23 protein-coding genes are annotated in these 23,378 nt (G+C 40.8%); 1 reads left to right on the top strand and 22 read right to left on the bottom strand.

All coding sequences use genetic code 11. From position 1 onward, the window contains the following. Positions 1–83 precede the first annotated feature (83 nt). From JWG40_RS07120 to JWG40_RS07225, 22 genes are all read right to left on the bottom strand, one after another. Complete coding sequence (locus tag JWG40_RS07120) at positions 84–1,526, bottom strand: NADH-quinone oxidoreductase subunit N (RefSeq protein WP_205285141.1); 1,443 nt, start codon at positions 1,524–1,526, stop codon at positions 84–86. 3 nt (positions 1,527–1,529) lie between these two features. Then, positions 1,530–3,269 carry a complex I subunit 4 family protein gene (locus JWG40_RS07125; RefSeq protein ID WP_205285142.1) on the bottom strand — a complete coding sequence of 580 codons (1,740 nt, stop codon included), beginning with the start codon at positions 3,267–3,269 and terminating at the stop codon, positions 1,530–1,532. 1 nt (position 3,270) lies between these two features. Then, entirely contained in the window at positions 3,271–5,199 is a 1,929-nt protein-coding gene (gene nuoL, locus JWG40_RS07130) for an NADH-quinone oxidoreductase subunit L (protein ID WP_205285143.1), read from the bottom strand. Positions 5,200–5,203: 4 nt separating this feature from the next. Continuing rightward, positions 5,204–5,524 carry an NADH-quinone oxidoreductase subunit NuoK gene (gene nuoK / locus JWG40_RS07135; protein WP_002974388.1) on the bottom strand — a complete coding sequence of 107 codons (321 nt, stop codon included), beginning with the start codon at positions 5,522–5,524 and terminating at the stop codon, positions 5,204–5,206. After that, positions 5,521–6,138, bottom strand: coding sequence for an NADH-quinone oxidoreductase subunit J family protein (locus JWG40_RS07140; protein WP_205285144.1), 618 nt, complete (start codon positions 6,136–6,138; stop codon positions 5,521–5,523). The genes nuoK and JWG40_RS07140 overlap by 4 nt, the downstream gene beginning before the upstream one ends. After that, the gene (gene nuoH, locus JWG40_RS07145) at positions 6,117–7,187 is read right to left on the bottom strand and encodes an NADH-quinone oxidoreductase subunit NuoH (protein ID WP_205285145.1); all 1,071 of its coding nucleotides are present in this window, start codon (positions 7,185–7,187) and stop codon (positions 6,117–6,119) included. The genes JWG40_RS07140 and nuoH overlap by 22 nt, the downstream gene beginning before the upstream one ends. 16 nt (positions 7,188–7,203) lie before the next feature. Further along, complete coding sequence (nuoF, locus tag JWG40_RS07150; protein ID WP_205285146.1) at positions 7,204–8,475, bottom strand: NADH-quinone oxidoreductase subunit NuoF; 1,272 nt, start codon at positions 8,473–8,475, stop codon at positions 7,204–7,206. Between the two features lies 1 nt (position 8,476). Next, positions 8,477–8,965, bottom strand: a complete 489-nt coding sequence (locus JWG40_RS07155; RefSeq protein ID WP_205285147.1) for an NADH-quinone oxidoreductase subunit NuoE family protein — start codon at positions 8,963–8,965, stop codon at positions 8,477–8,479. Continuing rightward, on the bottom strand, positions 8,965–10,185 hold the full coding sequence (locus JWG40_RS07160; protein WP_205285148.1) for an NADH-quinone oxidoreductase subunit D: 1,221 nt from the start codon (positions 10,183–10,185) through the stop codon (positions 8,965–8,967). The genes JWG40_RS07155 and JWG40_RS07160 overlap by 1 nt, the downstream gene beginning before the upstream one ends. A 16-nt stretch (positions 10,186–10,201) precedes the next feature. Continuing rightward, positions 10,202–10,723 carry an NADH-quinone oxidoreductase subunit C gene (locus JWG40_RS07165; protein ID WP_205285149.1) on the bottom strand — a complete coding sequence of 174 codons (522 nt, stop codon included), beginning with the start codon at positions 10,721–10,723 and terminating at the stop codon, positions 10,202–10,204. Then, positions 10,720–11,280: an NADH-quinone oxidoreductase subunit B gene (locus JWG40_RS07170; protein ID WP_205285150.1), complete on the bottom strand. Its 561-nt coding sequence runs from the start codon at positions 11,278–11,280 to the stop codon at positions 10,720–10,722. The genes JWG40_RS07165 and JWG40_RS07170 overlap by 4 nt, the downstream gene beginning before the upstream one ends. Continuing rightward, on the bottom strand, positions 11,271–11,648 hold the full coding sequence (locus tag JWG40_RS07175; protein ID WP_205285234.1) for an NADH-quinone oxidoreductase subunit A: 378 nt from the start codon (positions 11,646–11,648) through the stop codon (positions 11,271–11,273). Before JWG40_RS07175 ends, JWG40_RS07170 begins: the two co-directional genes overlap by 10 nt. 461 nt (positions 11,649–12,109) lie before the next feature. After that, complete coding sequence (locus JWG40_RS07180; protein WP_205285151.1) at positions 12,110–13,369, bottom strand: replication-associated recombination protein A; 1,260 nt, start codon at positions 13,367–13,369, stop codon at positions 12,110–12,112. A 1-nt stretch (position 13,370) separates the two neighbouring features. Continuing rightward, a complete protein-coding gene (locus JWG40_RS07185) occupies positions 13,371–13,592 on the bottom strand; it encodes a hypothetical protein (RefSeq protein WP_135658172.1) in 222 nt (73 codons plus the stop codon). Further along, positions 13,593–14,177 carry a YqaA family protein gene (locus tag JWG40_RS07190; protein WP_205285152.1) on the bottom strand — a complete coding sequence of 195 codons (585 nt, stop codon included), beginning with the start codon at positions 14,175–14,177 and terminating at the stop codon, positions 13,593–13,595. Positions 14,178–14,229: 52 nt separating this feature from the next. Continuing rightward, on the bottom strand, positions 14,230–14,796 hold the full coding sequence (gene pth, locus JWG40_RS07195; protein ID WP_205285153.1) for an aminoacyl-tRNA hydrolase: 567 nt from the start codon (positions 14,794–14,796) through the stop codon (positions 14,230–14,232). Next, positions 14,793–16,328 (bottom strand): (R)-citramalate synthase CimA, encoded by a 1,536-nt coding sequence (gene cimA, locus JWG40_RS07200; protein WP_205285154.1) that lies wholly within the window; start codon positions 16,326–16,328, stop codon positions 14,793–14,795. Before cimA ends, pth begins: the two co-directional genes overlap by 4 nt. After that, entirely contained in the window at positions 16,325–16,600 is a 276-nt protein-coding gene (locus JWG40_RS07205) for a Smr/MutS family protein (RefSeq protein WP_002981228.1), read from the bottom strand. The genes cimA and JWG40_RS07205 overlap by 4 nt, the downstream gene beginning before the upstream one ends. Positions 16,601–16,621: 21 nt before the next feature. Then, complete coding sequence (locus JWG40_RS07210) at positions 16,622–17,038, bottom strand: response regulator (protein ID WP_205285155.1); 417 nt, start codon at positions 17,036–17,038, stop codon at positions 16,622–16,624. Beyond that, the gene (locus JWG40_RS07215) at positions 17,035–19,767 is read right to left on the bottom strand and encodes a sensor histidine kinase (protein WP_205285156.1); all 2,733 of its coding nucleotides are present in this window, start codon (positions 19,765–19,767) and stop codon (positions 17,035–17,037) included. Before JWG40_RS07215 ends, JWG40_RS07210 begins: the two co-directional genes overlap by 4 nt. A 20-nt stretch (positions 19,768–19,787) precedes the next feature. After that, positions 19,788–20,864: an A/G-specific adenine glycosylase gene (mutY, locus tag JWG40_RS07220; protein ID WP_205285157.1), complete on the bottom strand. Its 1,077-nt coding sequence runs from the start codon at positions 20,862–20,864 to the stop codon at positions 19,788–19,790. Then, on the bottom strand, positions 20,861–21,145 hold the full coding sequence (locus JWG40_RS07225) for a hypothetical protein (protein WP_039937836.1): 285 nt from the start codon (positions 21,143–21,145) through the stop codon (positions 20,861–20,863). The genes mutY and JWG40_RS07225 overlap by 4 nt, the downstream gene beginning before the upstream one ends. A 140-nt stretch (positions 21,146–21,285) precedes the next feature. Here JWG40_RS07225 and ispG point away from each other — a divergent pair, with 140 nt between their 5' ends. Next, positions 21,286–23,337 carry a (E)-4-hydroxy-3-methylbut-2-enyl-diphosphate synthase gene (gene ispG, locus JWG40_RS07230; protein WP_205285158.1) on the top strand — a complete coding sequence of 684 codons (2,052 nt, stop codon included), beginning with the start codon at positions 21,286–21,288 and terminating at the stop codon, positions 23,335–23,337. Positions 23,338–23,378 lie beyond the last annotated feature (41 nt).

Raw genomic sequence — 23,378 nt, forward strand, 5'->3', positions numbered from 1 at the left:
CTACTTATGGACTACCCTCTAGATCCCAGGTTAGGGATCAATTCGTTTTTCGCTATCCTGGAACTATTTCTGCTATAACAGATTCAGAGTAAAGCCCCTGGTTGGAAAAAGAGCCATCCCGCTGTAAAAAACAAACTGAGTAAAAATACGAGAAACCCCAAAGTCGGCATCGCAGGAAGGTCTCGAACTCCTGCCACCGCACCCGTTTCTTGTTTCATATAGGATTGGATAGTGATCTTCATGTAGTAGTAAAATGCCACACAGGAGTTTGCCACCGCACCAAAAAGAAGGATTCTGTTGAATAACAAATCCGATTCTGCAATCTTTTGCAAAAGAAAAAGTTTAGTCCAAAATCCAATGAGAGGTGGGAAACCAGCAAAGGATAAAAAGATAATAGAAAGTGAAAGTGCCGTTAACGGGTGTTCTCCGCTTAAATGAGAAATCCCATTGACAGTGACTTCATGTTTTCCTTGTTCTAAATAGGAGATGATAGCAAAAGCTGCTAAATTCAAAAGGGAATAGGAAAAAAGATAATACAAAGCCTCGAGTCCTGCCCCGCAAACAATTCCAGCAACAATATATCCTGCATGAGAAATTGACGAATAGGCTAACATTCGTTTGAGATTCTCTTGTTTGAGAGCTACAATGTTCCCCCAAGTCATGGAAACAAGAGCAACCACTCCCATCAGGTATTTCCAAGAATTCCCAATCTCACCCACAGGGATATGATTGAATAATACGATAAAAAGTCCAAGTGCCGATGCTTTTCCTGCGCTAGCCATAAAACCAGTGATCGGTGTTTGAGCCCCTTCATAAACATCTGGTGTCCAGGAGTGAAAAGGAACAAGAGCAGCCTTAAAAGAAACTCCCACTAAAAAGAGTCCAAATCCTAATTTAGAAAAATTGGATTCATACCCTTTTAAAAAAAGACCCCTTAAGGCACCGTCTAAGTTAGTCGTTCCAGATCCACCATACAAAAAGGCAATACCAAGTAACATAAACCCCGAACTAAAGGTTCCGAGTAAAAAATACTTCATCGCACTTTCTAAGGATGAAACAGAAGTTCTAGCCATCCCAATCATCACATAAAGAGAAAGAGATAAGATTTCTAAACCGACAAAGATCACAATAAAATCATAACCTGAGGTTAAAAACATCATTCCTGACAAACAAAAAAGTATCAGAGGAAAAAACTCAGGGAACAAAGTTTTGTGCTCAGATAAAAAAGGAGGGGCGATGAGGAGAGTGATAAGCCCCGCAATCAAATAAATTGCACTGAGCCAAACAGTTAAAGGACTAATGGAAATTTGAGATCCAAAGAATTTGCCATAACCCGGAGAACTAGTGGTATGATACAAAGCATACATGGCTCCAAGAATTCCCAAAATAGAAAGAACCCACAAAGGTTTGGAGTCTTCTTCTTTAGGGATGAGAAACTGAACGACTAGCGAAAGTAAGGCCACCCCACAAAGAATGAGCATGGGTGAGATAGCGATTAGGTCATTGGAAGAAGGAGTATATGACATGGGTTAGTTTCCTATTCTCTCTTTCGGTGTTGGTTCCAATTCAAAATCAGACTCAATGGATTTTTCCAAATTGTCTAAGTTTTCATTCAAATTTGGTGGGTTTGTTTTTAAGGAAACAAATGTAGGAAGTGCATACTTCGATTGAAAAGATCCCAACCTTTCTTCAAACGAAAGTGGTTCTTTTCCCAAACTGGAATAATCAGGAAATTGCCGGCTTGCCGTTCCACCAAGAAAATCTTTTTGGATGTCTTTTCTTTCTGCAATGGACTGAATCGAGGCCGAATTCAAATAGACATTTGATGAAGATTGTAAAATTTCTAAAAAAGGTTTTGGGTAGATTCCAATCCAAAAAATAAAGACTACGAGTGGAGAAAGAATTCCCACCTCCCGAAAACTAAGGTCTTTATATGGTTTTGCTTGAATGGTTTTACTCACGCCGAAAAGGAATCGTTTCACAAACCAAAGAAGATAAAGGGCACCAAGCACCACACCTGTAGCGGCAATCCCACCGAGCCAAACATTAGATTTGATGGCTCCCATAAGAATGAGAAACTCACCCACAAATCCATTCGTTCCCGGAAGACCCACAGAAGATAAAACTGCGATCAGAAAGAAAGTGGAAAACACCGGCATTTGTTTGGCAAGTCCACCAAACTCAGCAATGTTTCTGGTATGAGCTCTTTCATAGACCATACCAATCATAAGAAAGATCATCCCCGTGGAAACACCGTGGGATACCATCTGCAACATTCCACCCACAACCCCTTCGTTTGTGAAAGAGAAGAGTCCCAAAATACAAAAACCTAAATGTGATAAAGAACTATAAGCAATGATTCGTTTGATATCGGTTTGGACTAGGGCTGCCATAGAACCATAAACAATACCAATCACGGCAAGGATCTGAATCCAATTTTGTGATAACAAACTTGGTTCTGGGAAAAAAGGAATACAAAAGCGAATGAAACCGTAAGCCCCAATCTTTAGTAATACTCCCGCCAAGTCCACCGAACCCACAGTAGGTGCTTGGGTGTGGACATCTGGCATCCAAGTGTGAAATGGAAAAAGTGGAATTTTGATCGCAAAAGCCAGAAAAAAGCTAAAAAACAAAAACCATTGCAGAGGTTCCGAATACATTCCAAGGCTTGCTGTCGCCAAAGATTCAATAGATGTTTTTCCTGTTTTGAAGTAAAGGGTAAGAATTCCACCTAACATAAACAAGGATCCGGCCATAGAGAATAAAAAGTATTTGAGAGCGGCTTTGGTTCTCTCTTCCCCACCCCAAATTCCAATCATAAGAACCATTGGTAAAACCATAAGTTCCCAAAATACATAGTAGAGGACAAGGTTGCCGGAAGCAAAAACACCAAGGACTGCTGTTTCTAAAACGAGTAGGCAAATATGGAACTCTTTGATTTTTTTAGGAATATTGGACCAAGAGGCAAGGCTCGAAAGAAAAAACATAAAAGCAGTGAGTGCAAAAAGTAAAAGAGAAATACCATCGAGACCTACATGGTAATCTACACTGAGTTTCCCAGATAAGATCCAATCCGGAATCCAATGGACAAATTGTAACCCCGACAAAGAAGGATCAAAAAAGAAAAACAGTCCCACGGAAAGAATGGTTGTGAATGCAGAAGAGAGAGCAGAAATCAAAACCACATTCCCTACTCGTTTTTGAAATACAATGAGTAAAGAAGAAACGATTGGTAAAAAGATTATGATGGAAAGAATTTGTTCCGGCACCTTACACCCCCCTCGTTAATAAATACACTAAAATACAAAATGTACCAATGACTACATACAAAGCATAATCTCCAATAAAACCCGATTGGAGCCGACGAAGGCCATTGGCAATGATACCGAAACTTCCTCCGATACCTAAAAAGAAACGATCGAGAATCTTGATATCCACAAAAAAAGCCACTCCCCGAGAAAGGAAAAGAAAGGGACGAACAAAAACAAAGTCATAGACTTCATCGATATAGTATTTATGAAATAAAATCTTTCGAAATCCTGTATGTTCTTCTGAAACTTGTGTTCCTTTTTTTTGGTAAAGAAAGTAAGCAAGGATGAGTCCCACAGTTCCAATCGCCACTGAAAAACCAGCAAGAGAAAGTTCTACCTCGTGGACGAGTGATTTGTGATCGGCAAGGCTACCTTGCAGCGATGCCAACTCATATCCTTTGTTTAAGACAGGTGCAAAGAATCTTTCCAAAGTATCAATATGTAAAAAGAAATGTGGAGTTTGTAAAAACCCTGCAAACACCGCACCAATTGCTAAAACAACCAGAGGTAAGGTCATAGTCCAAGGAGATTCGTGTGGTTTATGATGCGGGTCTGTATTATCTTTACCAAAGAAAACAACGAAAACCAGGCGGAACATATAAAATGAAGTAAAAAAGGCCGCAACAATTCCCATAGTCCAGAGGATAGAACCGTAAGCTCCATAAGTGTAAGCTTTTTCTAAGATCAAATCTTTGGAGAAAAATCCAGAGAAGGGAAAAAACCCGGCAATGGCCAAGGTTCCCAATAAAAAGGTAAAGGAAGTGATTTTAATTTTACCAAAGAGCCCTCCCATATGTTTGATATTTTGTTCATGATGGAGAGCGTGAATCACAGAACCAGCACCAAGAAATAACAAAGCTTTAAAGAAGGCATGTGTCATTAAATGAAATAAACCCGCTACATAACTCATACTTCCCATAGCAAGAAACATAAAACCAAGTTGGGAAACTGTAGAGTATGCGAGGATTTTTTTGATATCATTTTGTAAGGTACCAATCGTTGCCGCAAAAAGAGCAGTGACGGCACCAATACAAGCAATAAAGAGTGAAGTTTCTGGTGCGAGTAAAAATACAAAATTGAGTCTTGCAATAAGGAAAATTCCCGCAGTCACCATGGTTGCCGCATGGATGAGAGCTGATACAGGAGTCGGACCTGCCATGGCATCAGGAAGCCATACATAAAGTGGAATCTGAGCCGATTTTCCCATAGCAGCAATAAAGAAAAACAAAGCTATGATATTGGCATAATTTGCAAACTCACTCATCTCACTTAAGTTAGTTTGTAGTTGTAAGTATTGTAAACTGCCCCCAATCCAAAAGAGAAATCCAGTTCCTAAAATAAAACCCACATCCCCAATTCGGTTCAGAATGAAAGCTTTCATCCCAGCCTCTGCCGCCGAACTTTTGTCATAGTCAAAGCCGATCAGCAAATAGGAAGAAAGACCCACTCCTTCCCAACCAAGAAAGGTAAGCACTAAGTTGTCACTGAGTACTAGGTTTAACATACAAAAAATAAATAAATTCAAATAAGCAAAGAATCGGTTGTATCCCAAATTCCCTTTCATATATCCCATTGAATACAAGTGGATGAGAGACCCAATTCCTGTAATGATGAGAGTCATATAAAGGGAAAGTTGATCGATTTGGTATCCAAAGGAAGATTTGAAATTTCCAACCACAATCCAATCAAATACAGGAACCAAATGAGGGGCAGTTCGTTCCATCGGTCGAAACTCGTTAAACGCCCCTAAGGTGATGAGAAATGGAATGAATACTGCTAAGGTCCCAATCGCACCGGCAAACCGATGAGGAATTCGATCTTTTAATAGACCATTATGTAAAAAACCAAGGAGAGGAAGAAGAACAACTAACGGAAATAAATCTAACATAGGATTACCATCTCATCGATTGGAGTTCATCCACATTGGTGGATTTTTTATGCCGGAAAATGGCAATGACAAGTGCAAGTCCCACCGCAGCTTCTGCCGCAGCGATAGCCATCACAAAGAAAACAATGGTTTCACCAGAAATATGGGAAAGAGCTTTTGAAAATGTAACAAAAACTAAATTCACGGAATTTAGAATTAGCTCCACAGACATAAAAATGATCACAATGTTTCTGCGAATGAGGACACCGAGAACTCCAATGGAAAACAAAATTCCAGCAAGTCCGAGAATGTAGGAAATGGGGATGCCGTTTACAAATTGGTTCATAGGACTGTATCCTTGGTTTGTTCTACTTCCGTTAATCTTTTTTTGGCGAGGATGACTGCACCAAGCACTGCCACAAGTAGAAGGATTGATATCATTTCAAAAGGGAGTATATAATCTAAATAAGTGGAAGCACCGACGGTTGCCACATTCCCTTTCACATTGACTGTACCCGTTCCTTGGATGGGATAAGAATATTCAGTGAGGGCATACCCTTTTCCCATTTGGTCTGAATGAGGGACACCCGTAGTAAGAGCAGAATATAATAAAAAGAAAAAACCAAAGGCAAATATAGAAAGTAAAACCAATCGGATTGGGTGTTTTCTATAACGAGACAAGGTTTCTGCTCTTTGCGAAAGTAACATCAAAACAAAAACGATGAGCACCATAATGGCACCAGCATACACTAACACCTGCATGGTGGCAATAAAAAGGGCTCCCATAATCCCATAAATCCCAGCGAGGGCAAAAAAGGTAAAAACAAGGGATACTGCGGATACCACTGGATTTTTTTGAAAGATAACACTAAGAGCTGTAATCACAGTGATCGTTCCAAAAAAGATAAATAGTAAAAAGGAAGGAGAAGATTCAAAGTTCATATAAATAATTTCATCCATCCTTCTTTCCAATATACTGTGTAAATTGCTGCAAACATAACAGCAAATAAACCCCAAGGAATCATCTTCTTCCAACCAAGTTTCATAAGTTGGTCATAACGAAAACGAGGAAGAGTCCAACGAACCCAAATAAACAAAAAGGCAAAAAAGAGAACTTTCAAAATAAAAAACCCAAGCCCAATGAATGCTTGGTAAGGAGACCCTGCACCCAACTGGAACGGAACATTGTATCCACCAAAAAAAAGTAAGGTGGTAAGACATGACATAGTAATCATATTCATATACTCAGCCAAAAAGAAGAGAGCAAATTTAAAGGCACCATATTCGGTATGAAAACCTACGACAAGTTCCGACTCGGCTTCCGCTAAATCAAAAGGAAGGCGATTGGTTTCGGCAAACATAGCAGTCACATAAATAAAAAAAGCTACAAAACCGGGTGGAGACAAAATGTTCCACATATCTTTTTGAGAATCACTAATGTCCGTTAACTTTAAAGATCCAGTCATAATGACAATTACAACAATGGAAAGTCCCATAGGAAGTTCGTAACTAATCATCTGGGCCGTAGACCGAACACCACCTAACAGGGAATATTTGTTATTACTAGACCAACCAGCAATCATAATCCCATACACGGCCAATGAGGAAATGGCCAATAGATACAAAACCCCAGAATCAGGATTGGCAATTTGTAAGTCGATTGTAGTCACACCAGTGAGTGTCGCCAACCATTCTGGTGCGGGAATTGTTCCCCCAAAAGGAATCACGGCCCAAGCCATAATGGCACAAGTCATGGAGATTGTGGGAGCCAAAAGATACATTCCTTTGGATACATTTTTGGGGAAAATTTCTTCTTTGGCGATGAATTTGATTCCATCGGCCAGCGGTTGGAAAAGACCAAAAATCCCGGCCCGGTTTGGACCAGGTCGATCCTGAATGAATCCAGCAAACTTCCGTTCGGCGAGTGTATAATAAGCTACACCGGTTAGGATTATAAAAAATAATGAGAGGATTTTAATTCCCCAAGCAAGTAGTAGTGCCCAGTCCATAATGTTTCGGTGACCTTTAGTGAGAGACGCTCACTTCCTTTTTCAATCGAGCCGAGAACTCTCCTTTAAACTTTGTCATGGTAGGACGAACTGCCATTACACATGCATCCGCTAACGGACAGATGGTGGTTCCACCCTCCATATTTCTGGACAAAGAAAAAATGAGTTCTACATCTTTTTCTGTTCCCTCTCCTATCTTTATTTTATGGAGAAGGTCTTTTACCCAATGGGTTCCTTCACGGCAAGGTGTACATTGCCCGCAAGATTCATGCGAATAAAATTCTGCCAATCGGTAGGTTGTTTCCACAAGGTCAGCAACCTCAGAAAGAATGATGACAGCTCCGGAACCTAACATCGATTTAAGAGAGGCAATCGACTCATAATCCATAGTAGCAGTCATTGCTTCTTCGGCAGTGAGAATGGGAGAAGAACTTCCCCCAGGAATCACCGCTTTTAGAGTTTTATCGTTTTTGATTCCACCACAAATATCGTAAATGAGTTCCTTCATAGGAGTTCCCATTTCTACTTCATAAATTCCTGGTTTTTTCACATGACCACTGACGGCAAATAACCTGGTTCCAGGAGATTTTTCTGTTCCGATTTTTTTGTATTCTTCGCCCGTCATACGGATGATATGTGGAACGTTACAAAATGTTTCTACGTTGTTTACAACCGTAGGGCAAGCATAAAGACCAGAGACTGCCGGGAATGGGGGTTTGAGTCGAGGGTGGCCCCTCCTTCCCTCAAGGGAATTAATCAGTGCTGATTCTTCTCCGCAAATGTAGGCACCGGCACCGGAGTACACCGCCAAATCAAAGTCATACCCAAGGCCCATTATATTTTTACCAAGAAGGCCTGCTTTGTAGGCTTCTTCTACGGCTTCTTCCACCACACGAATCCCTTTATGAAATTCACCACGAATATAAATATAACCTTGGTGGGAATCAATGGCTTTGGCGGCAATGACCATTCCTTCGATGAGCATATGAGGAAGTTTTTCGATGAGAAGTCGGTCTTTGAAGGTTCCCGGTTCTCCTTCATCCCCATTACAAATTAAATACTTTGGTTTGTCTGTTTTGGGAATAAATCCCCATTTGTTTCCCGTGGGAAAACCAGCACCACCACGGCCTCGAAGCCCTGAATTCTTAACATCGTTTACGATTTGTTCTGCGGTCATCTCAGCGAGAGCTTTTTTTTGACTTTCATACCCTCCAACCGACTGGTAATGGTTTAAGGTATGGGAATCTGCGGCACCAATATGAGTTGTGAGTAGGTTCTTTAGTCCCATTTTATACCTGCTTATCCAATTCAGAGAGGATGTTTTCTATGATTTCTGGGGTTAGGTTTTCGTAATATTTATCATTGATTTGAGCGACTGGACCAAATCCACAGGCACCAAGACACTGCACTTCATCTACCGTGAATTTTTTGTCAGTTGTGGTTTCTCCGGATTCAATTCCTAATTTAGAACATACATGTTCTGTGATGGAATCCGATCCCGCAAGGTAACAAGAGATATTTCCACAAATTTGGATATGGAACTTCCCTACTGGTTTTTTATTGTACATTGTGTAAAAGGTAGCCACCCCATGCACTTGTGCGAGAGAAACGGGAGCCCCAATTCGTTCTGCAATGTAGGACATTCCTTCCTGATCCACAAAACCTTTGTCAGCTTGTAATAAAAAAAGACATGGCAAAATTAACGAACGTTTACTCGGGAACTGCGGGATCAACCTTTGGAATCTTTTTTCGGAATCTTGTGAAAATTGATAAGCCATTAACAATCTAACTCCCCTGCAATGACGTTGAGTGAAGACATGGTGGCAATTGTATCTGCAAGCAGTCCACCTTTGACAAGTTCAGGAAACGCTTGGTAATACCAAAAACAAGGACGTCTTACATGCACTCGCCAAGGAGATTTTTCTCCTTCCGATACCACATAAAATCCAAGTTCTCCATTGGCGGCTTCCGTCGACATATAGTATTCCCCTGGAGGAACCTTAACACCATGCATAATGATTTTAAAATGATAAATGAGTTCTTCCATATTATTGTAGACCTTGTCTTTAGGAGGAAGAAAGGTATGCGGAACATCGGCGTGGTATGGACCTTCTGGAATTCCGTCTATCAGTTGTTCAATGATTCGCATGGATTGGCGCATCTCTTCCATACGAACAAGAGTTCTATCTAAAGCAGATCCGTCCCCACCTACAGGAATATCAAAATCCACTTTGTCATAGAACATATAAGGATCATCTTTTCGAACGTCCCAAGGAACTCCTGCCGCCCGAAGGTTCGGACCTGAAAATCCGTAGGCAATGGCTCTTTCCGCGGAGATTCCACCGATCCCTGCGGTTCTTTCGTTAAAAATTTTATTGCGAATGAGAAGTTGTTCAAACTCATCCAAGGCAGGTTTTAGTCCTTTGATGATGGTTTTGATTTCCGATTGGAATTCAGGATAAATATCCCTTTCCATTCCACCCACTCGGCAAAAAGTTGTGGTCAACCGAGCGCCTGTTAGTTTCTCCAGAATTTGATAAATGTTTTCTCTATGATGGAATAAATGCAAAAGACCAGAAAAGGCACCCAGATCCACACCCATAATCCCGTTACAAATGATATGGTCCATGATCCTAGAGAGTTCGGAAATGATCATACGAACGTATGTCACTCGATCAGGAACTTGGATTTGCATCATTTTTTCTACGGTAAGGATCCAACCAATGTTGTTGAGTGGAGTGGATACATAGTTCATACGATCCGTACAAACTAAGAACTGGTTGTAATCGTATCGTTCGCCTAATTTTTCAAAACAACGATGGACATAACCGATGACAGATTCTGTGTCGACTACACGTTCCCCATCAATTTGAATTACGTTTTGTAAAATTCCGTGGGTGGCAGGATGGCTTGGCCCGAGATTGACAAGAAGATGGCCTTCGGGTAGGTCTTTGAATTTTTTGCCAAAGTGTTCGGCTGTTTTTTCGTACATTACCATAATGATTCCCTACCGCCTAACCGGTAATATCCTCGCTCACATGAATGGTGAGTAAGTCTTCAATGAGATAATCTTGGCCCGGACCCTCTAATGGATAGTCCTTACGAAGAGGATGACCCACAAAGTTATCAGGCATAATGAGACGTTCCATCTGCGGATGACTAGAGAAAGGAATTCCCATTAAGTCGTATACTTCCCTCTCAGGCCAATTGGCAGCAGGAAAAATACCAGCAAGACTCGGAACCTCTTCTCCTTCGCCCACAGGAACTCGAAGTTGCAAACGGAAGTGTTTGTTTTTGGGAGAACGAAGTAGATAAACTACTTCGAATCTTGGTTCTCTTTTTCCGAGCCAATCGATCGAGGTGAGATCATTCAAATAGGTGAAAGCAAACTCAGGATGATCCTTTAACGTTTGTACAACGGTAGGAAGGGCTTCCTTTTGTATGCTAAAGTAGAGTAAATTGGTGTTTATGTCCCTTTGCGGGAGTAATACATCAGAAAACTTTGAGTTTATGTATTCAGTAATTATTTCTTTCATGCGACTACGAGAGGTTTGTTGCGTTCGTTGATTTCTTCGATTTTTCTCATCACTTCTTGTCGTCTCGCTTCGAGTCCCTGGCCTTGTACTTTCTTTTGGAGTTTGACAAGGGCATCGAGAAGTGCTTCTGGTCTTGGTGGGCAACCAGGAACATAAACATCCACAGGAAGGATTCGGTCTACACCCTGCAACACACCGTAGGTGTGAAACATTCCGCCGGATGAGGCACAAGCCCCCACAGAGATAACAAATTTTGGTTCCGCGAGTTGATCGTATATCTGGCGTAATACGGGAGCCATTTTATAACTAATGGTTCCGAGCACCAAAATCATATCTGCTTGGCGTGGAGAAAAAGAAGGACGTTCTGCTCCGAAACGAGCGATATCATAATCAGCACAAGCAGTGCTCATGTATTCGATTCCGCAACATGCTGTTGCAAAAGGATACGGCCATAAAGAAAAACTTTGTCCCCATTGGACTACGTTGTCGAGTGTGGCGACTTGGAACATATCGCCAAACATCTCACCCGGTTTGGATAGTGTTTCAGTTAATCCCATTCCAGTGCTCCCTTTTTCCATATATAGTATAGACCGACAACGAGTATGAGTAAAAAGAAAAACATCTCTACAAGGAAGAAGGTGCCAAGACCTGCTTCTTTGAAGCTGATTAAATTCACTGCCCAAGGATACAAAAAGACTGCTTCAATATCGAAGAGAATGAAAAGGACTGCAACAAGATAGAACTTGATGTTGAAGAGCCCTCTGGCATCACCATAATACGTCACCCCACATTCAAATGTATCTTGAGGTTTCGATTTTTTCTTCGGATTGAGAAGGAAGGCAAGAGATAAGATCAGAGCGGAAAAACCGACTCCGAGCAAAAGTTGTAAGAGGATTGGCGCAAAACTATCTGGTGCAGAACCCATTCCTTGAATGATCTCATCCTTATTTTGAATTGTCAAGGCGAGATTCTTTTCGGATCATTTTTCTCATTCAATCGTGTGAAAACAATTGATTTGAGAATGACTCTCAGTGATAAACCAGTTACCTAGGTGGCTTTCACCTCCACTTCCTTCCCCAAGATAAGTCCACAAGAAAGGAAGAGTTTGAGGAAATGGGAACTGGGAAAAAGGGAAACCAGTGGAATCGAGTCACTTGCCCTCGATTCGTATTACAGATATTTCCCACCCCCGCCCTTTGTTTTTCATTAGAACCTTCGCCATTTACTCAGCCAAATATATGCTAAAGCGAATCATCCATCTGTAATAACGAAATCAATTTTGCCTCCGAAACCGCCAACTACTTCCGATTCAAAAAGGAGGGAGGCTTTGTTTACGGAAAGGAAACCGAGGGACAAACCATCAACTGTTAGGAATGACCTTAGGTTTTATTTTTTATCGCCCCAAAGTTTTCGCAATTGGTCTTTTAGATTCTTTTCCATTCCTTGGTTTGTTGGCTCATAAAACTCTGGGGTATTTGGATAGAAGGAATCAGGGAAGTATTTTTCCCGAATGAAATGATCAGGAAAATCATGGGGATACTGGTAGTCTTTGCCAGCACCTTCTTTTTTATGAGTGGCGGTAGGTGCATTACGCAAATGGTTTGGAATTTGGAATTCCCTTTTTCTTTCCCGAACAAGTTGTAAAGCCTTGTCAATAGCCAAATAACTAGCATTAGACTTTGGAGCCGAAGCAAGGAAGGTTGTACATTGCCCCAAAGGAATCCGTCCTTCCGGCATCCCTACTCGCTCCACAGCCTGCCAAGTGGCAATCGCAAGTGGAAGGGCATGGACACTGGCGTTACCCACATCTTCACTCGCAAAAATCACAAGTCTTCTTGCAATAAATAGGGGGTCTTCACCACCTTCGATCATTAGTGCCAAATAAAAAAGTGCAGCATCGGGATCACTGCCCCTAAGGGATTTGATAAAAGCAGAGATAATATCATAATGGCTTTCGCTATTTTTATCATAAAAAATAACGTTCTCACCCAAAATTTCAGCTAACTTAGATTCGGTGATTTTGTCAGTTTCCTCTGTGGCATTTAGGATTCTCTCCAAATAACCGAGAAGTTTTCTTGCATCTCCAGAACTTCTTCGAAAGAGTTCTTTTTTTAAATCTTCTGGGAAAGTTCGCTTGTGATTTAATTTGCTTAGACAAGATTCAAAAATAAAGTTTTCATCTGCTTCAGATAAAGAGGTGAGTCGGTAAACAAGCATTCTAGAAAGGAGAGCTTTATTCACACGGAAACTCGGATTTTCTGTGGTGGCAGCAATCAAAATAATTTCCCCTTCTTCCACAGCAGAAAGAAGAGCATCTTGTTGTGAGGAAGAAAAACGATGGATCTCATCTAAAAACAAAACAATGGTTCCGCGCCTTTTTGCTTCGTCCAAAACCTCTCTCACTTCTTTTAGGCCACTGGTAACACAACTCAAATAACGTTTTTCCAAACTCCAAGTTTGTGTGAGAAGGTGTGCCAAAGTGGTTTTGCCGGAACCCGGGGGACCGTAGAACAGAATGGAGGTGGGTTTAGGAATGGATTTGAGAGATTGGACTACTTGGGTTTGGCCCACAAACTCAGACCAATTTTTGGGTCGCACTGCATGAGCCAAGGGAACCTGTTTATTTTGAGAAAAGAGGGAATCCAATTTAGCTATTTTCCAATTCTTTTTTTACTGCCATATAACAATTGTATATGGTTTCATTACAAACATCGCAACCGGAATTACAACAAATAAGAGACCTTTCCGATACCTTGCCATCTACCAAATTTTTCACGAAAGCAGCCGTACGATCGGGTAAAAAGAAAAATCTTACCTTCTCTAAGATGACTTCATCGACAGATTTGGGAAACAAACGTTCTTCTGACATCTAGCCCCCCGTAATCCATCCTAGATACATAGCATAAAAATAAACAGTAACACGAACAAACCGAAACAGGGAACCAAGTAGAAAAAGCGAATAACGCATCTTAAATGTTCCCACCGTATAAGCCATCCATGAATAGGGAATGGGTGTGAGAGCACTGAGCACCACGGCACCAAAACCGTATTTGCGTAGATAAGGAAGGAGTTTGTCTTCGTAGTGTAAAACCATCTGCCTTCCCAAATGAAATTTTGGAATGAGATACAATCCGATAAAATAAGCAATTGATCCACCAAGGATACTTCCAAAAGACATAGAAAGGATGGTCAAAAGTGGATCCATCTCACCCGTAATAGCTAACATCAGAAAAGCATCAGGTGGAACAAAGGCAGGAAGGCTATCAGAAAGGATCATACCAAAAAATAGTCCCCAATAACCAAAAATTCGGACAAAGTGTTCGCTAAAACCAAGAAGTTCTTTGCGAAAAAAAAATGCCAATCCAAAGACAATTACAAGAACAAGGACAATAGAAAGAATGGTTTGGAAGATAAGATTACGAAGATTGATGGTAGTTTCTTTTTCTTTTGCCATAAAATGTGATTCTAATGTCCGTTAGCTTTTTCGGACTGAAAAATAATAAACCCTAAACCCCATTCTCTTTTCGAATAAGATTACGGTTGGTTCGGATCCAATCTTCCGTTTTGGCAATGGATTCTTTGATGAGTGTATCTAAACTACTACGTTCTTCTGAATTAAAATTCTGTAATACAAAGTCAGCCACTTCCATTCCCCCTTTTTCCGGTTTTCCCACCCCAAATCGCAACCGATGAAAATCCTGTGATCCCAATTTAGCGACTATATCCTTTAGTCCATTATGGCCGGCAGTTCCGCCCCCAATTTTATTTTTTATTTTTCCAAAAGGTAGATCTACTTCGTCTTGGATCACAAGAATTTGGGAAGGTGGGATTTTATATAAGTTGGCAAGGGTTTGTGTGGATTTTCCAGAAAGATTCATAAACTCTAAAGGTTTCAGAAGATGTATTTTGTCCCCTTCCCAGGTAAAAGTCGTTTCCATATACTTTTTAGAATCTTTAAACGAAACACCAAAACTCGAGGCCAGTGCATCTAAGATCATAAAACCAATGTTATGGCGAGTATTTTTGTATTTGTCCCCTGGATTTCCAAGGCCTACAATGAGAAAATGAATCATACGTTTCCGAGTAAAATATGTAACAATCGTTCTGTGGCTTTTACGGCCGCCACTTGTTGGTCAGAATCAATTCCAATCGTGCGGATGGGATGTGTTTCTCCCTCCCCTTTCCAAGTAATCACAGTTTCCACAAGGGCATTCGTATTCCCACCAGGAGGAATCCTTACCTCATAGTCATAGAGCTTTGGAATTTGGATATTTAATTCTTTTAGAATTTTTCCAAGAGCATTCATAAATGCGTCATAACCGCCGTCACCTTCCCCATTCGCTTCAAAATACTTTCCCTGGTAATTGACTTTTACTTCCGCTTTGGGTTTCACACCAATCCCACTAGTCACAGTACAAGTTTCGATTCGAAAACTAGCTTCTAAATTTTCGCCAGTGATATCGGAGATAATATAAGGAAGATCTTCTTTCGTGACAGTTTTGTTTTGGTCCCCGAGCTCAATCACTCGCTCTAAAACCTTTTTTTCGATTTCAGGAGAAAGAACCATTCCCAACTGTTTTAAGTTTTCGGTAATGCTTGCTTTACCAGCTAACTTACCTAAGGCGTAGACTCTGGTTCGCCCAAACCTTTCTGGTAAAATAGGATTGGCATACAAATTTCCTTTTTTATCGCCATCGGCGTGCACCCCAGCCGTTTGTGTGAAAACATCTTCTCCCACAATCGGACGATTATCAGAAATTCGTTTCCCTGAAAATATTTCCACAAGCCTAGATGCATTTGTGATTTCTCTTTCCACAACCGAAGTTCTGAATTTTGTTTTGTCATGTATGGCAGTAACCACAGCTTCCAGAGGTGAATTACCCGCCCTTTCTCCCAATCCATTCACAGCCACATGAAGTCCTCGAACCCCGGCCTCTACTGCTTCCAAACAGTTCGCAACAGCCAAATCATAATCATTGTGACCATGAAACTCAAACCATAATTTCGGAAATTCTTTCACAAGATCTGTAATGGCAGTTCGCACTTCCATTGGCGACAATACACCAAGTGTATCCGCTAAGTAAAACTTACTTACAGGGAAATTGGAAACCACACTTAAATATTCTAAAACATAATCACGAGAATGTAAATATCCATTGGACCAATCTTCCAAATAAACATTGACGGTAATGCCAGAAGCACTTGCATTCTCTACTGTCTTTTGGATGTCTAAAAAATGTTCGGCTGGAGTCTTTCGTAGTTGATTTGTTAGGTGGTTAAGTGAACCTTTCGTCAAAAGGTTAAGGACTCGAACTCCCGTTCCTTTCATCCATTCCACCGTTTTATCAATATCTACAAATCCTAAAATCTCAATGCGGTCTTGAAGGCCTTCCGATTTAGACCATTCCACTATTTTTTTAACTGCTTCAAATTCGCCTGGGGAAACACGAGCACTGGCAATTTCCACTCTGTCAGCCTTCAGGTCTTTTAACAGATGTTTGGTAATATTTAATTTTTGCTGCCAAGAAAAAGAGACACCATTGGTTTGTTCCCCGTCACGTAACGTGACGTCTAGGATTTCGATTCTCGAGTTAGATTCAGTCATGATTTCAATCGGTTGATGTATTCTTTGGACGGAGCGAGAATTTCCACAATCGTTGCGCCCGGATTGGACCGAAACATCGGGTCGGTCTCCACTAATTTCAGGAAATCGCAAGTGGCTACGTAGTCAATCGCCATTCGCCGAAGAATTCCTTCACCGATCCCATGTAAAATCTCCACATAGGTTTCTCCATCCATGTAAGCATCATGGATTTCTCGTTCTAGTTTGATGCGAGCTTCCTCGAATCGGAGTTTGCGGATGTAGATGGTACGCACCTTACGTCCAGAAAATGGGACTTAGGTCAAATTGCAACAGAAACGAACAGCATCTAGAAGTTCTCTGGTATTCCAAGGTTTGGAAAAAATGGCGTAGGTTTTTGCTTCTTCCTTCACACGGTTGATAGCCTCACGATCCGCATGACCAGAAATGAGAATGGATTTAATATGAGGGTATTTTTGGTGGACTTGGATGAGAAATTCATCTCCTCTCATTCCAGGCATCAGCCAGTCGGAAAGGATGAGAATGACTTCCACTCCCGATTGGCAAAGATCATCGATGACTTCCATGGCTTCTTCTGGATTTTGAGCCGTTTCGTAGGTAAAACTACCGCCAATCTCCCGTTTCAGTTCTTGTACGAGGGAAAGAAGAAGGATCGGTTCATCATCCACACATAGGATTGCATTTTTTTCCTGTTGTACTTGCGTAATGTTCAATCTCTTTCCCCTTCTACTACTTTTGGCAAATACACTCTAAATTCGGTCCCATGATCATCTGACGAAAATTCGATTGTACCTTTCATTTTTTCCACGATTTGTTTACAAATGTCAAGCCCAAGCCCGATCCCTTCGCCATGTTTTTTTGTAGTAAAAAAAGGTAAAAAAATCTTATCCCGAATCTCTGGTGCAATTCCTTTTCCTGTATCTTGAATGGCTGTGATGACTGTATCTACGTTCGAAGTGATAGAGATTTTTATTTTTCCACGGTAATCCATTGCTTGCAAAGCATTGTTAATGAGATTGATCCATACTTGGTTGAGTTTGTCCCGCTCCGCCAAACAATAATCAGATGTAGAATACAATTTCACGATTTCAACATCGTTTTTTATTTTCGACTTGTACAATGTGAGAATGGAATCCATTTCGGTAGGGATATGAACGTTTTCAAATTTTGTTTCTGTTTCTAATCGATCCGTATGCAAATAATGTTTTAAAGCATTCACTACATGGGATGCTTTTTCCGTTGCCGTTTGCACTACATAAACCAAACGATACAAACTGCCAAGGATCAAAACGTTTTGTAAAATAATTCCAGACTTTGGTTTTTTTAGAATCAATAGTAGCGGTTCATCCAATTGTAGAATTCCTAATGAAGTTAAATCTTCGATGATCTCTTCCGGGTTTTCAATTTTATGTGAATTCAAAATTCCCAATCGTTCTTTTTTTTCTGCACGATTGAGCAGGCCCGAATTACGAGAACCAAACGATAAACCTAAATGTAACAAATACCGAAAGTCTTCCCTTTCCGAAACACTCAAAGATTCTAAAAACGTAGGTAAGTCCGTGATATCATTTTTTAGGATTTCAGACATAGCGCGAACACTGGAAGTAATAGCACCAAGCGGTGTATTGAGTTCATGGGTGATCCCTGCCGCAAATTGACCTAGGGCAGCCAATTTTTCACTCATCAAAAGTTGCGTTTGTGTTTTGTGCAAATCGATAAGGATTTTTTCCTTTGTCTCGATCATCTCCACAAGACTGCGATTACTTTCAATTAAAGCTTCCGTCCTTTGTCCAATTTTTTCTTCTAAATTTGAATTGGTCTCCATCACCAAACGTTGGCTTTCTTCCACACGTTCAAAACTTTGTTTGAGCTCCGAAGACATAAAACGGAAGGCTTCAGATAGATCTTTCAGCTCGGCAATCATACTTTCATTGACTGGGATGTCCCAATCGCCTTTGGCAAGAGATTTGGATGCTTTGGCAAAGGATAGAACGGGTCTTGTCACAAACTCAGCGAGAACGGCAGCTAAGATCAAACTGAGTAGGATGGCCCAAGCAAAAACCATCGCAGATTCACTATTACCCGTAATGACTCCACTCAAATAAAAAGAATAGGGAAACAAAGTGATGAGATAGGTTTTTTCTTTTAAGTTAGGATGAGTGTAGATGGTAACCATCGCATTCCAGTTTTCACGGGAGAGTGGTTTTTTTGTCACAATGGCGAAACTAAATCTTTTTTCTGACGTATTAATTTCGTTACCTAATTTTTTTAGTTCCACTCGAACTGTTTCAATTAACCTCGATTTTCCAAGTTCACTAGAAAGGGAGGCCAGTGGATTTAAACCTTCATCGAGTAAAAACACTTTGCCCTGGTCATTCACTTTAGAAAGATCTAGAACTTTCCCCATACCAATTGTTCCATCATTTGCATTGTTAGTTGCAGGACCCGAAGTTAAATACCGATCTAAACTTAGGCTGATGTTTTTTGACCATTGCCTGTGCAAAACTTCCACCATTTGAAAAGCTGAGTTTTCTGCATTTTTAAGAGTTACATAAGCGGTGATTCCCACAAGAAACAAAACCAAACAAACAAAAGGTGTTACTATAAATAATTGTAAGGAAATACCGGTCCTTGGCTCTAACTCGGAATCAGAGTTTTCCCGTTCTTTTAAACCAGACTTCCAGATGGTTTGAGGGTCCGATAAAGTGACTTCTTTGACTTGGCCCGGAACCTCCGCCCAAAACAATCCAAACCTTCTCACCAGGGGAAAGGTAAGAAACATAGCAAACGGTGCTAAAATCCAAGTAATTCCGGTAGTGAATACAAGCGCGGAGCTCACAGTATGATAGGAAATTTCAGCACCAAATTGTTCCGAACATAAATAACCCCATAAAAATGGTTCGAGAAGTAAAAAGAGTAGAACAAATAAAAAGTAATACACCCAAATCCGCAACTTACGAAAGTCAGGTGACTTACCTATCATTTGGTAAGAAAGCCAAAATAAACTGGGATTGATAAAATAACCGGGCAACCAGTCCCACAAAAATTCTGGTGGCACACCCTCAATCAAATCAGAAAGTCCATAGGCAAAAGGGACTGCAAGTAAAGCAGGGTATCCAAAAAAATTCAAACAGAGAAATACAGAAAGATCCTTTAGACTTTCTAAAGTTTGTGCACCAGGAATGAGGACGATAGAACTTCCTAAATATCCAGTGAGAAAGATGGCAACGAAGGTAATAAGAAACCAATAGAAACTAGTGAGATTCCAATTCCATACTTCTCTTGAGATTCGAAAAGATTTTCCATTCCTAAATGTAAATCCAGTAAAAGCGAATATAGAAATAATAGAACCGAGTAAAAAAGAGAACCGTCCCCAGACCTCTAAGATAGGCAATGGGATGTTGGAAATCACAAGTTCAATCCAAACAATGATTTCGGCCATAGGCCGTGAATGATAGCGGACTAGGATTCGAAGTAAAGCAAAATCTTTTTTACCTTAGAAGCAAGAGAGGATGGAAATTCTGTATCTAAACTATCAAGACTCACCCACTTACTCTCTACACCAAATTTCTTTGCTAATGTTTCCACTTCCTTTTCCTCATCAAGCCTCTGAGTGAAAACAGAAAAACTCATCTTATGATGGGTGATCGTATGTTTGAATTGGCCAATAGATTTGAGATCCTGGTTCGTGAATCTTTCCTTTAAGGATAAAAAGAAAGCTGTGGTTTCGTAAGCTTTTTCAGGAATGTCCCCAACAAACCCATAGGGCAAATGAAACATCGATTTCAAAAATCTCATTTTTGGTTCTTGAACTAGTAGGAGGGAGTCCTTGTAAAAAAGAACCAGAATCTCTGCGGTGAGTTGGATTTGTTTTTTAGCCTTTTCTCTAAGGGGGATCTCTCCGGTCTTCCTATGGATCCTTGCAAAACAAGAATCCATAAGAGGGCATAACAGGCATTTCGGTGACTCTGGAAGGCAAATGGTAGCCCCAAGCTCCATCATGGCCTGGTTGTGGTCTCCAGGCTGGTCTAAGTTCAGAAATCCATCGGCTTTCGTTTGTAAGTTGCTATCTGCTTTTGCACTTAGAATATTTTCTGTATACCCATAATAACGAGACAATACTCGTTTTACATTTCCATCCAAAACAGCGAGGGGTAGGTCATAAGCAATGGAGAGGACAGCCCTTGCTGTGTAGTTTCCAATGCCTGGAAGTTTCAAAACGGACTCTAAATCTTTCGGAAAGGATCCGTTAAAATTTTGAACTAAAAAAATAGCTGCCTTTCTTAGATTGCGAGCTCGACTGTAGTATCCAAGCCCTTTCCAATGGGCAAGAACCTCTTCCTCTTCTGCGGAAGCTAAAGACCCTGGAGTAGGAAATCGTTTGATAAAGGCTTCATACAAAGGAAGCATCGCATTAACTCGCGTTTGCTGAAGCATCACTTCAGAAACCCAGATTGGATATGCTTGTTTTTTCTTTCGAAAGGGGAGATCCCTTTTATGGACCAAATACCATTCGTGTAGTTTTTTTTGCGGGCTCAAGTTTCCGAGTCTTGAATGCTGTAACGAAGGAAGGTATTACAACTCCCCTCTTCTGTATAACGAACCAGGTCGTAGTCTAAACGTGTGGAACGGAAGAATTTGGAATGTGCTAATCTTTCGCGAATCTCTTGGCGGATATGATCCCTAGCTTCCTGGCGTTTGTCATAATGGGCTGGAGAGAGGATTTCGCTCTTATAAGATAAACTTCCCTCGCGGTAAATCGCCACCGTGACTTGTACCCGGTATTTTCGCTGTAATCCTTGTTTTACTTCCGTATTCATCGTATCAAAAACTCGAGGTATTCTTCCTAAATAGATTTTCGGTCCCTGGGGGATGGAAATTGAAACCAACGGATTTTTTTCATACTGCTTGCCCAAAATTTCGAATTTAATTTTCTAGATAATGAGAACATAAGATTCAAATGAGCACCAAATATAACGAATCGCCATTTTACTATAAAAGACGCCCAACACGCGAAGTGATGGTGGGTGGTGTCGGAATTGGAGGAAAAAACCCAATTCGTATCCAGTCTATGATCACATCTAACACAAGAGATACGGATGCGAGTATCCAACAAATTTCCGATTTAGAAAAAGCGGGTTCCGAAATTGTTCGCCTAACAGTACCAAGCCAAGCGGATGCAGACAATTTACCAAACATTCGCAAACGAATGAAAGAACTGGGACTTACCGTCCCTTTAGTCGCAGACATTCATTTCACTCCGCAAGTAGCACTGAAGTGCGTAGAATGGGTGGAAAAGGTGCGAATCAATCCAGGCAATTTTGCAGACAAAAAGAAATTTGAAATCATCGAATATACAGATAAAGATTATAACGAAGAATTAGAAAGAATCGAAGAAGTATTTACCCCATTAGTTTTACGCTCCAAAGAACTGGGTGTTGCCATGCGGATTGGAACCAACCACGGAAGCCTATCTGATCGCATTATGAACCGGTTTGGTGACACACCACTCGGGATGGTAGAATCGGCTTTAGAATTCATTCGTATTGCGGAAAGAAATTCCTACAAAGACATTGTTGTTTCTATGAAGGCATCCAACCCTCAAGTAATGATCCAAGCCTATCGTATGTTAGTTTCCAGATTTTATGATTTGGGAATGGACTATCCTTTGCATTTAGGAGTCACCGAGGCTGGGGATGGAAAAGATGGAAGGATCAAATCTGCCATTGGAATAGGAAGTTTACTCGAAGATGGACTCGGGGATACCATCCGAGTCTCCCTTACAGAAGATGCCGTCTATGAAATCCCAGTAGCAAAGGAACTCGTTCGTAAATACAACGAGAGTTTTTTAAAGCAACTGGAAACTTCACCAGATGCGTTTACCACCGCTCCGCAAACAAATCCTGCACAAAATCAAGAAACCATCTATACAGAATTTCGTGATCCTTTCCAATACTCTAGATTTTATTCTAAAGAACTAAACCTGGGTGATACAAAACTCGGAGACACATCTCCCGTTCGTATCGAAATCTGTTTTCCTTTTTTTGGATCTGAATCTGCAGAGGAAGTTTTAAATCTCATCCAAAGAGAAACCAAATCAGGTCGTATTCCAGAAATGTTGCACTTTGCGATTAGTTCCGAAATGGATTTGTTATCTCTTGGCACCATGGTTCGGCGTGGTTCTTTCCCACTCCCAGTCTCGGTAGAATTATCCAAAGAACTAACTTACCAATATGATAGTTTGGCAGAAGACCTATACCGAGTGCATAAGTGGGTCATAAATCCCAATCTGTTTTTCCAAGAATCAGAAGAATCCTGGGATGACCTTTTGGATTTTGTGACTCGTTATGCCAAAGACAAACGTTGTGTGGAATGGAGTATCGATGCAAAAGATATCCACCTAACAGAAAAAATTGTTAAGGAATCCAGAAAACGAAAGATAGAAAACCTACTCTTTTCAGTTAAAAATGGAGATCTACTTACAGTTCGAAAACTTGCCTATCACTTAAGGGAATCAGACTATCCCATCGCCCTTGTCACTCACTCATACGATAAAGAACAACTCCTTTACGAATCTTCCATCAAAGTGGGAGGAAGTCTCTTGGATGGAATCGGCGATCTGATTCGTTTGTCTTACGGGGATGGGGAACCAGAAGAATCTCTTGTTTTGAGCTTTGATATTTTACAAGCAACGAGACTTCGCCTAACAAAAACAGAATATATATCCTGTCCCTCTTGTGGTCGAACCATGTTTGATTTACAATCCACCACCGCCATGATCAAAAAAAGGACAGGGCATCTAAAAGGTGTAAAGATTGCGGTTATGGGTTGTATTGTGAATGGTCCTGGTGAGATGGCAGATGCCGATTTTGGGTATGTCGGTGCGGGAATTGGTAAGGTTCACCTCTACAAAGGGAAAGAAATTGTAAAAAAAGGTGTTTCAGAAGAGGAAGCTGCAGACCAACTCATTGATCTCATTCGTGAAAATGGAATGTGGAACGATCCAGAATAAAAAGTAGTTCCCCTCTGTCCACGGATGTGAACCATTTCCAC

Origin of the sequence: Leptospira abararensis, assembly GCF_016918735.1 — a bacterium.
In the GTDB taxonomy this organism is placed as follows: domain Bacteria; phylum Spirochaetota; class Leptospiria; order Leptospirales; family Leptospiraceae; genus Leptospira_A; species Leptospira_A abararensis.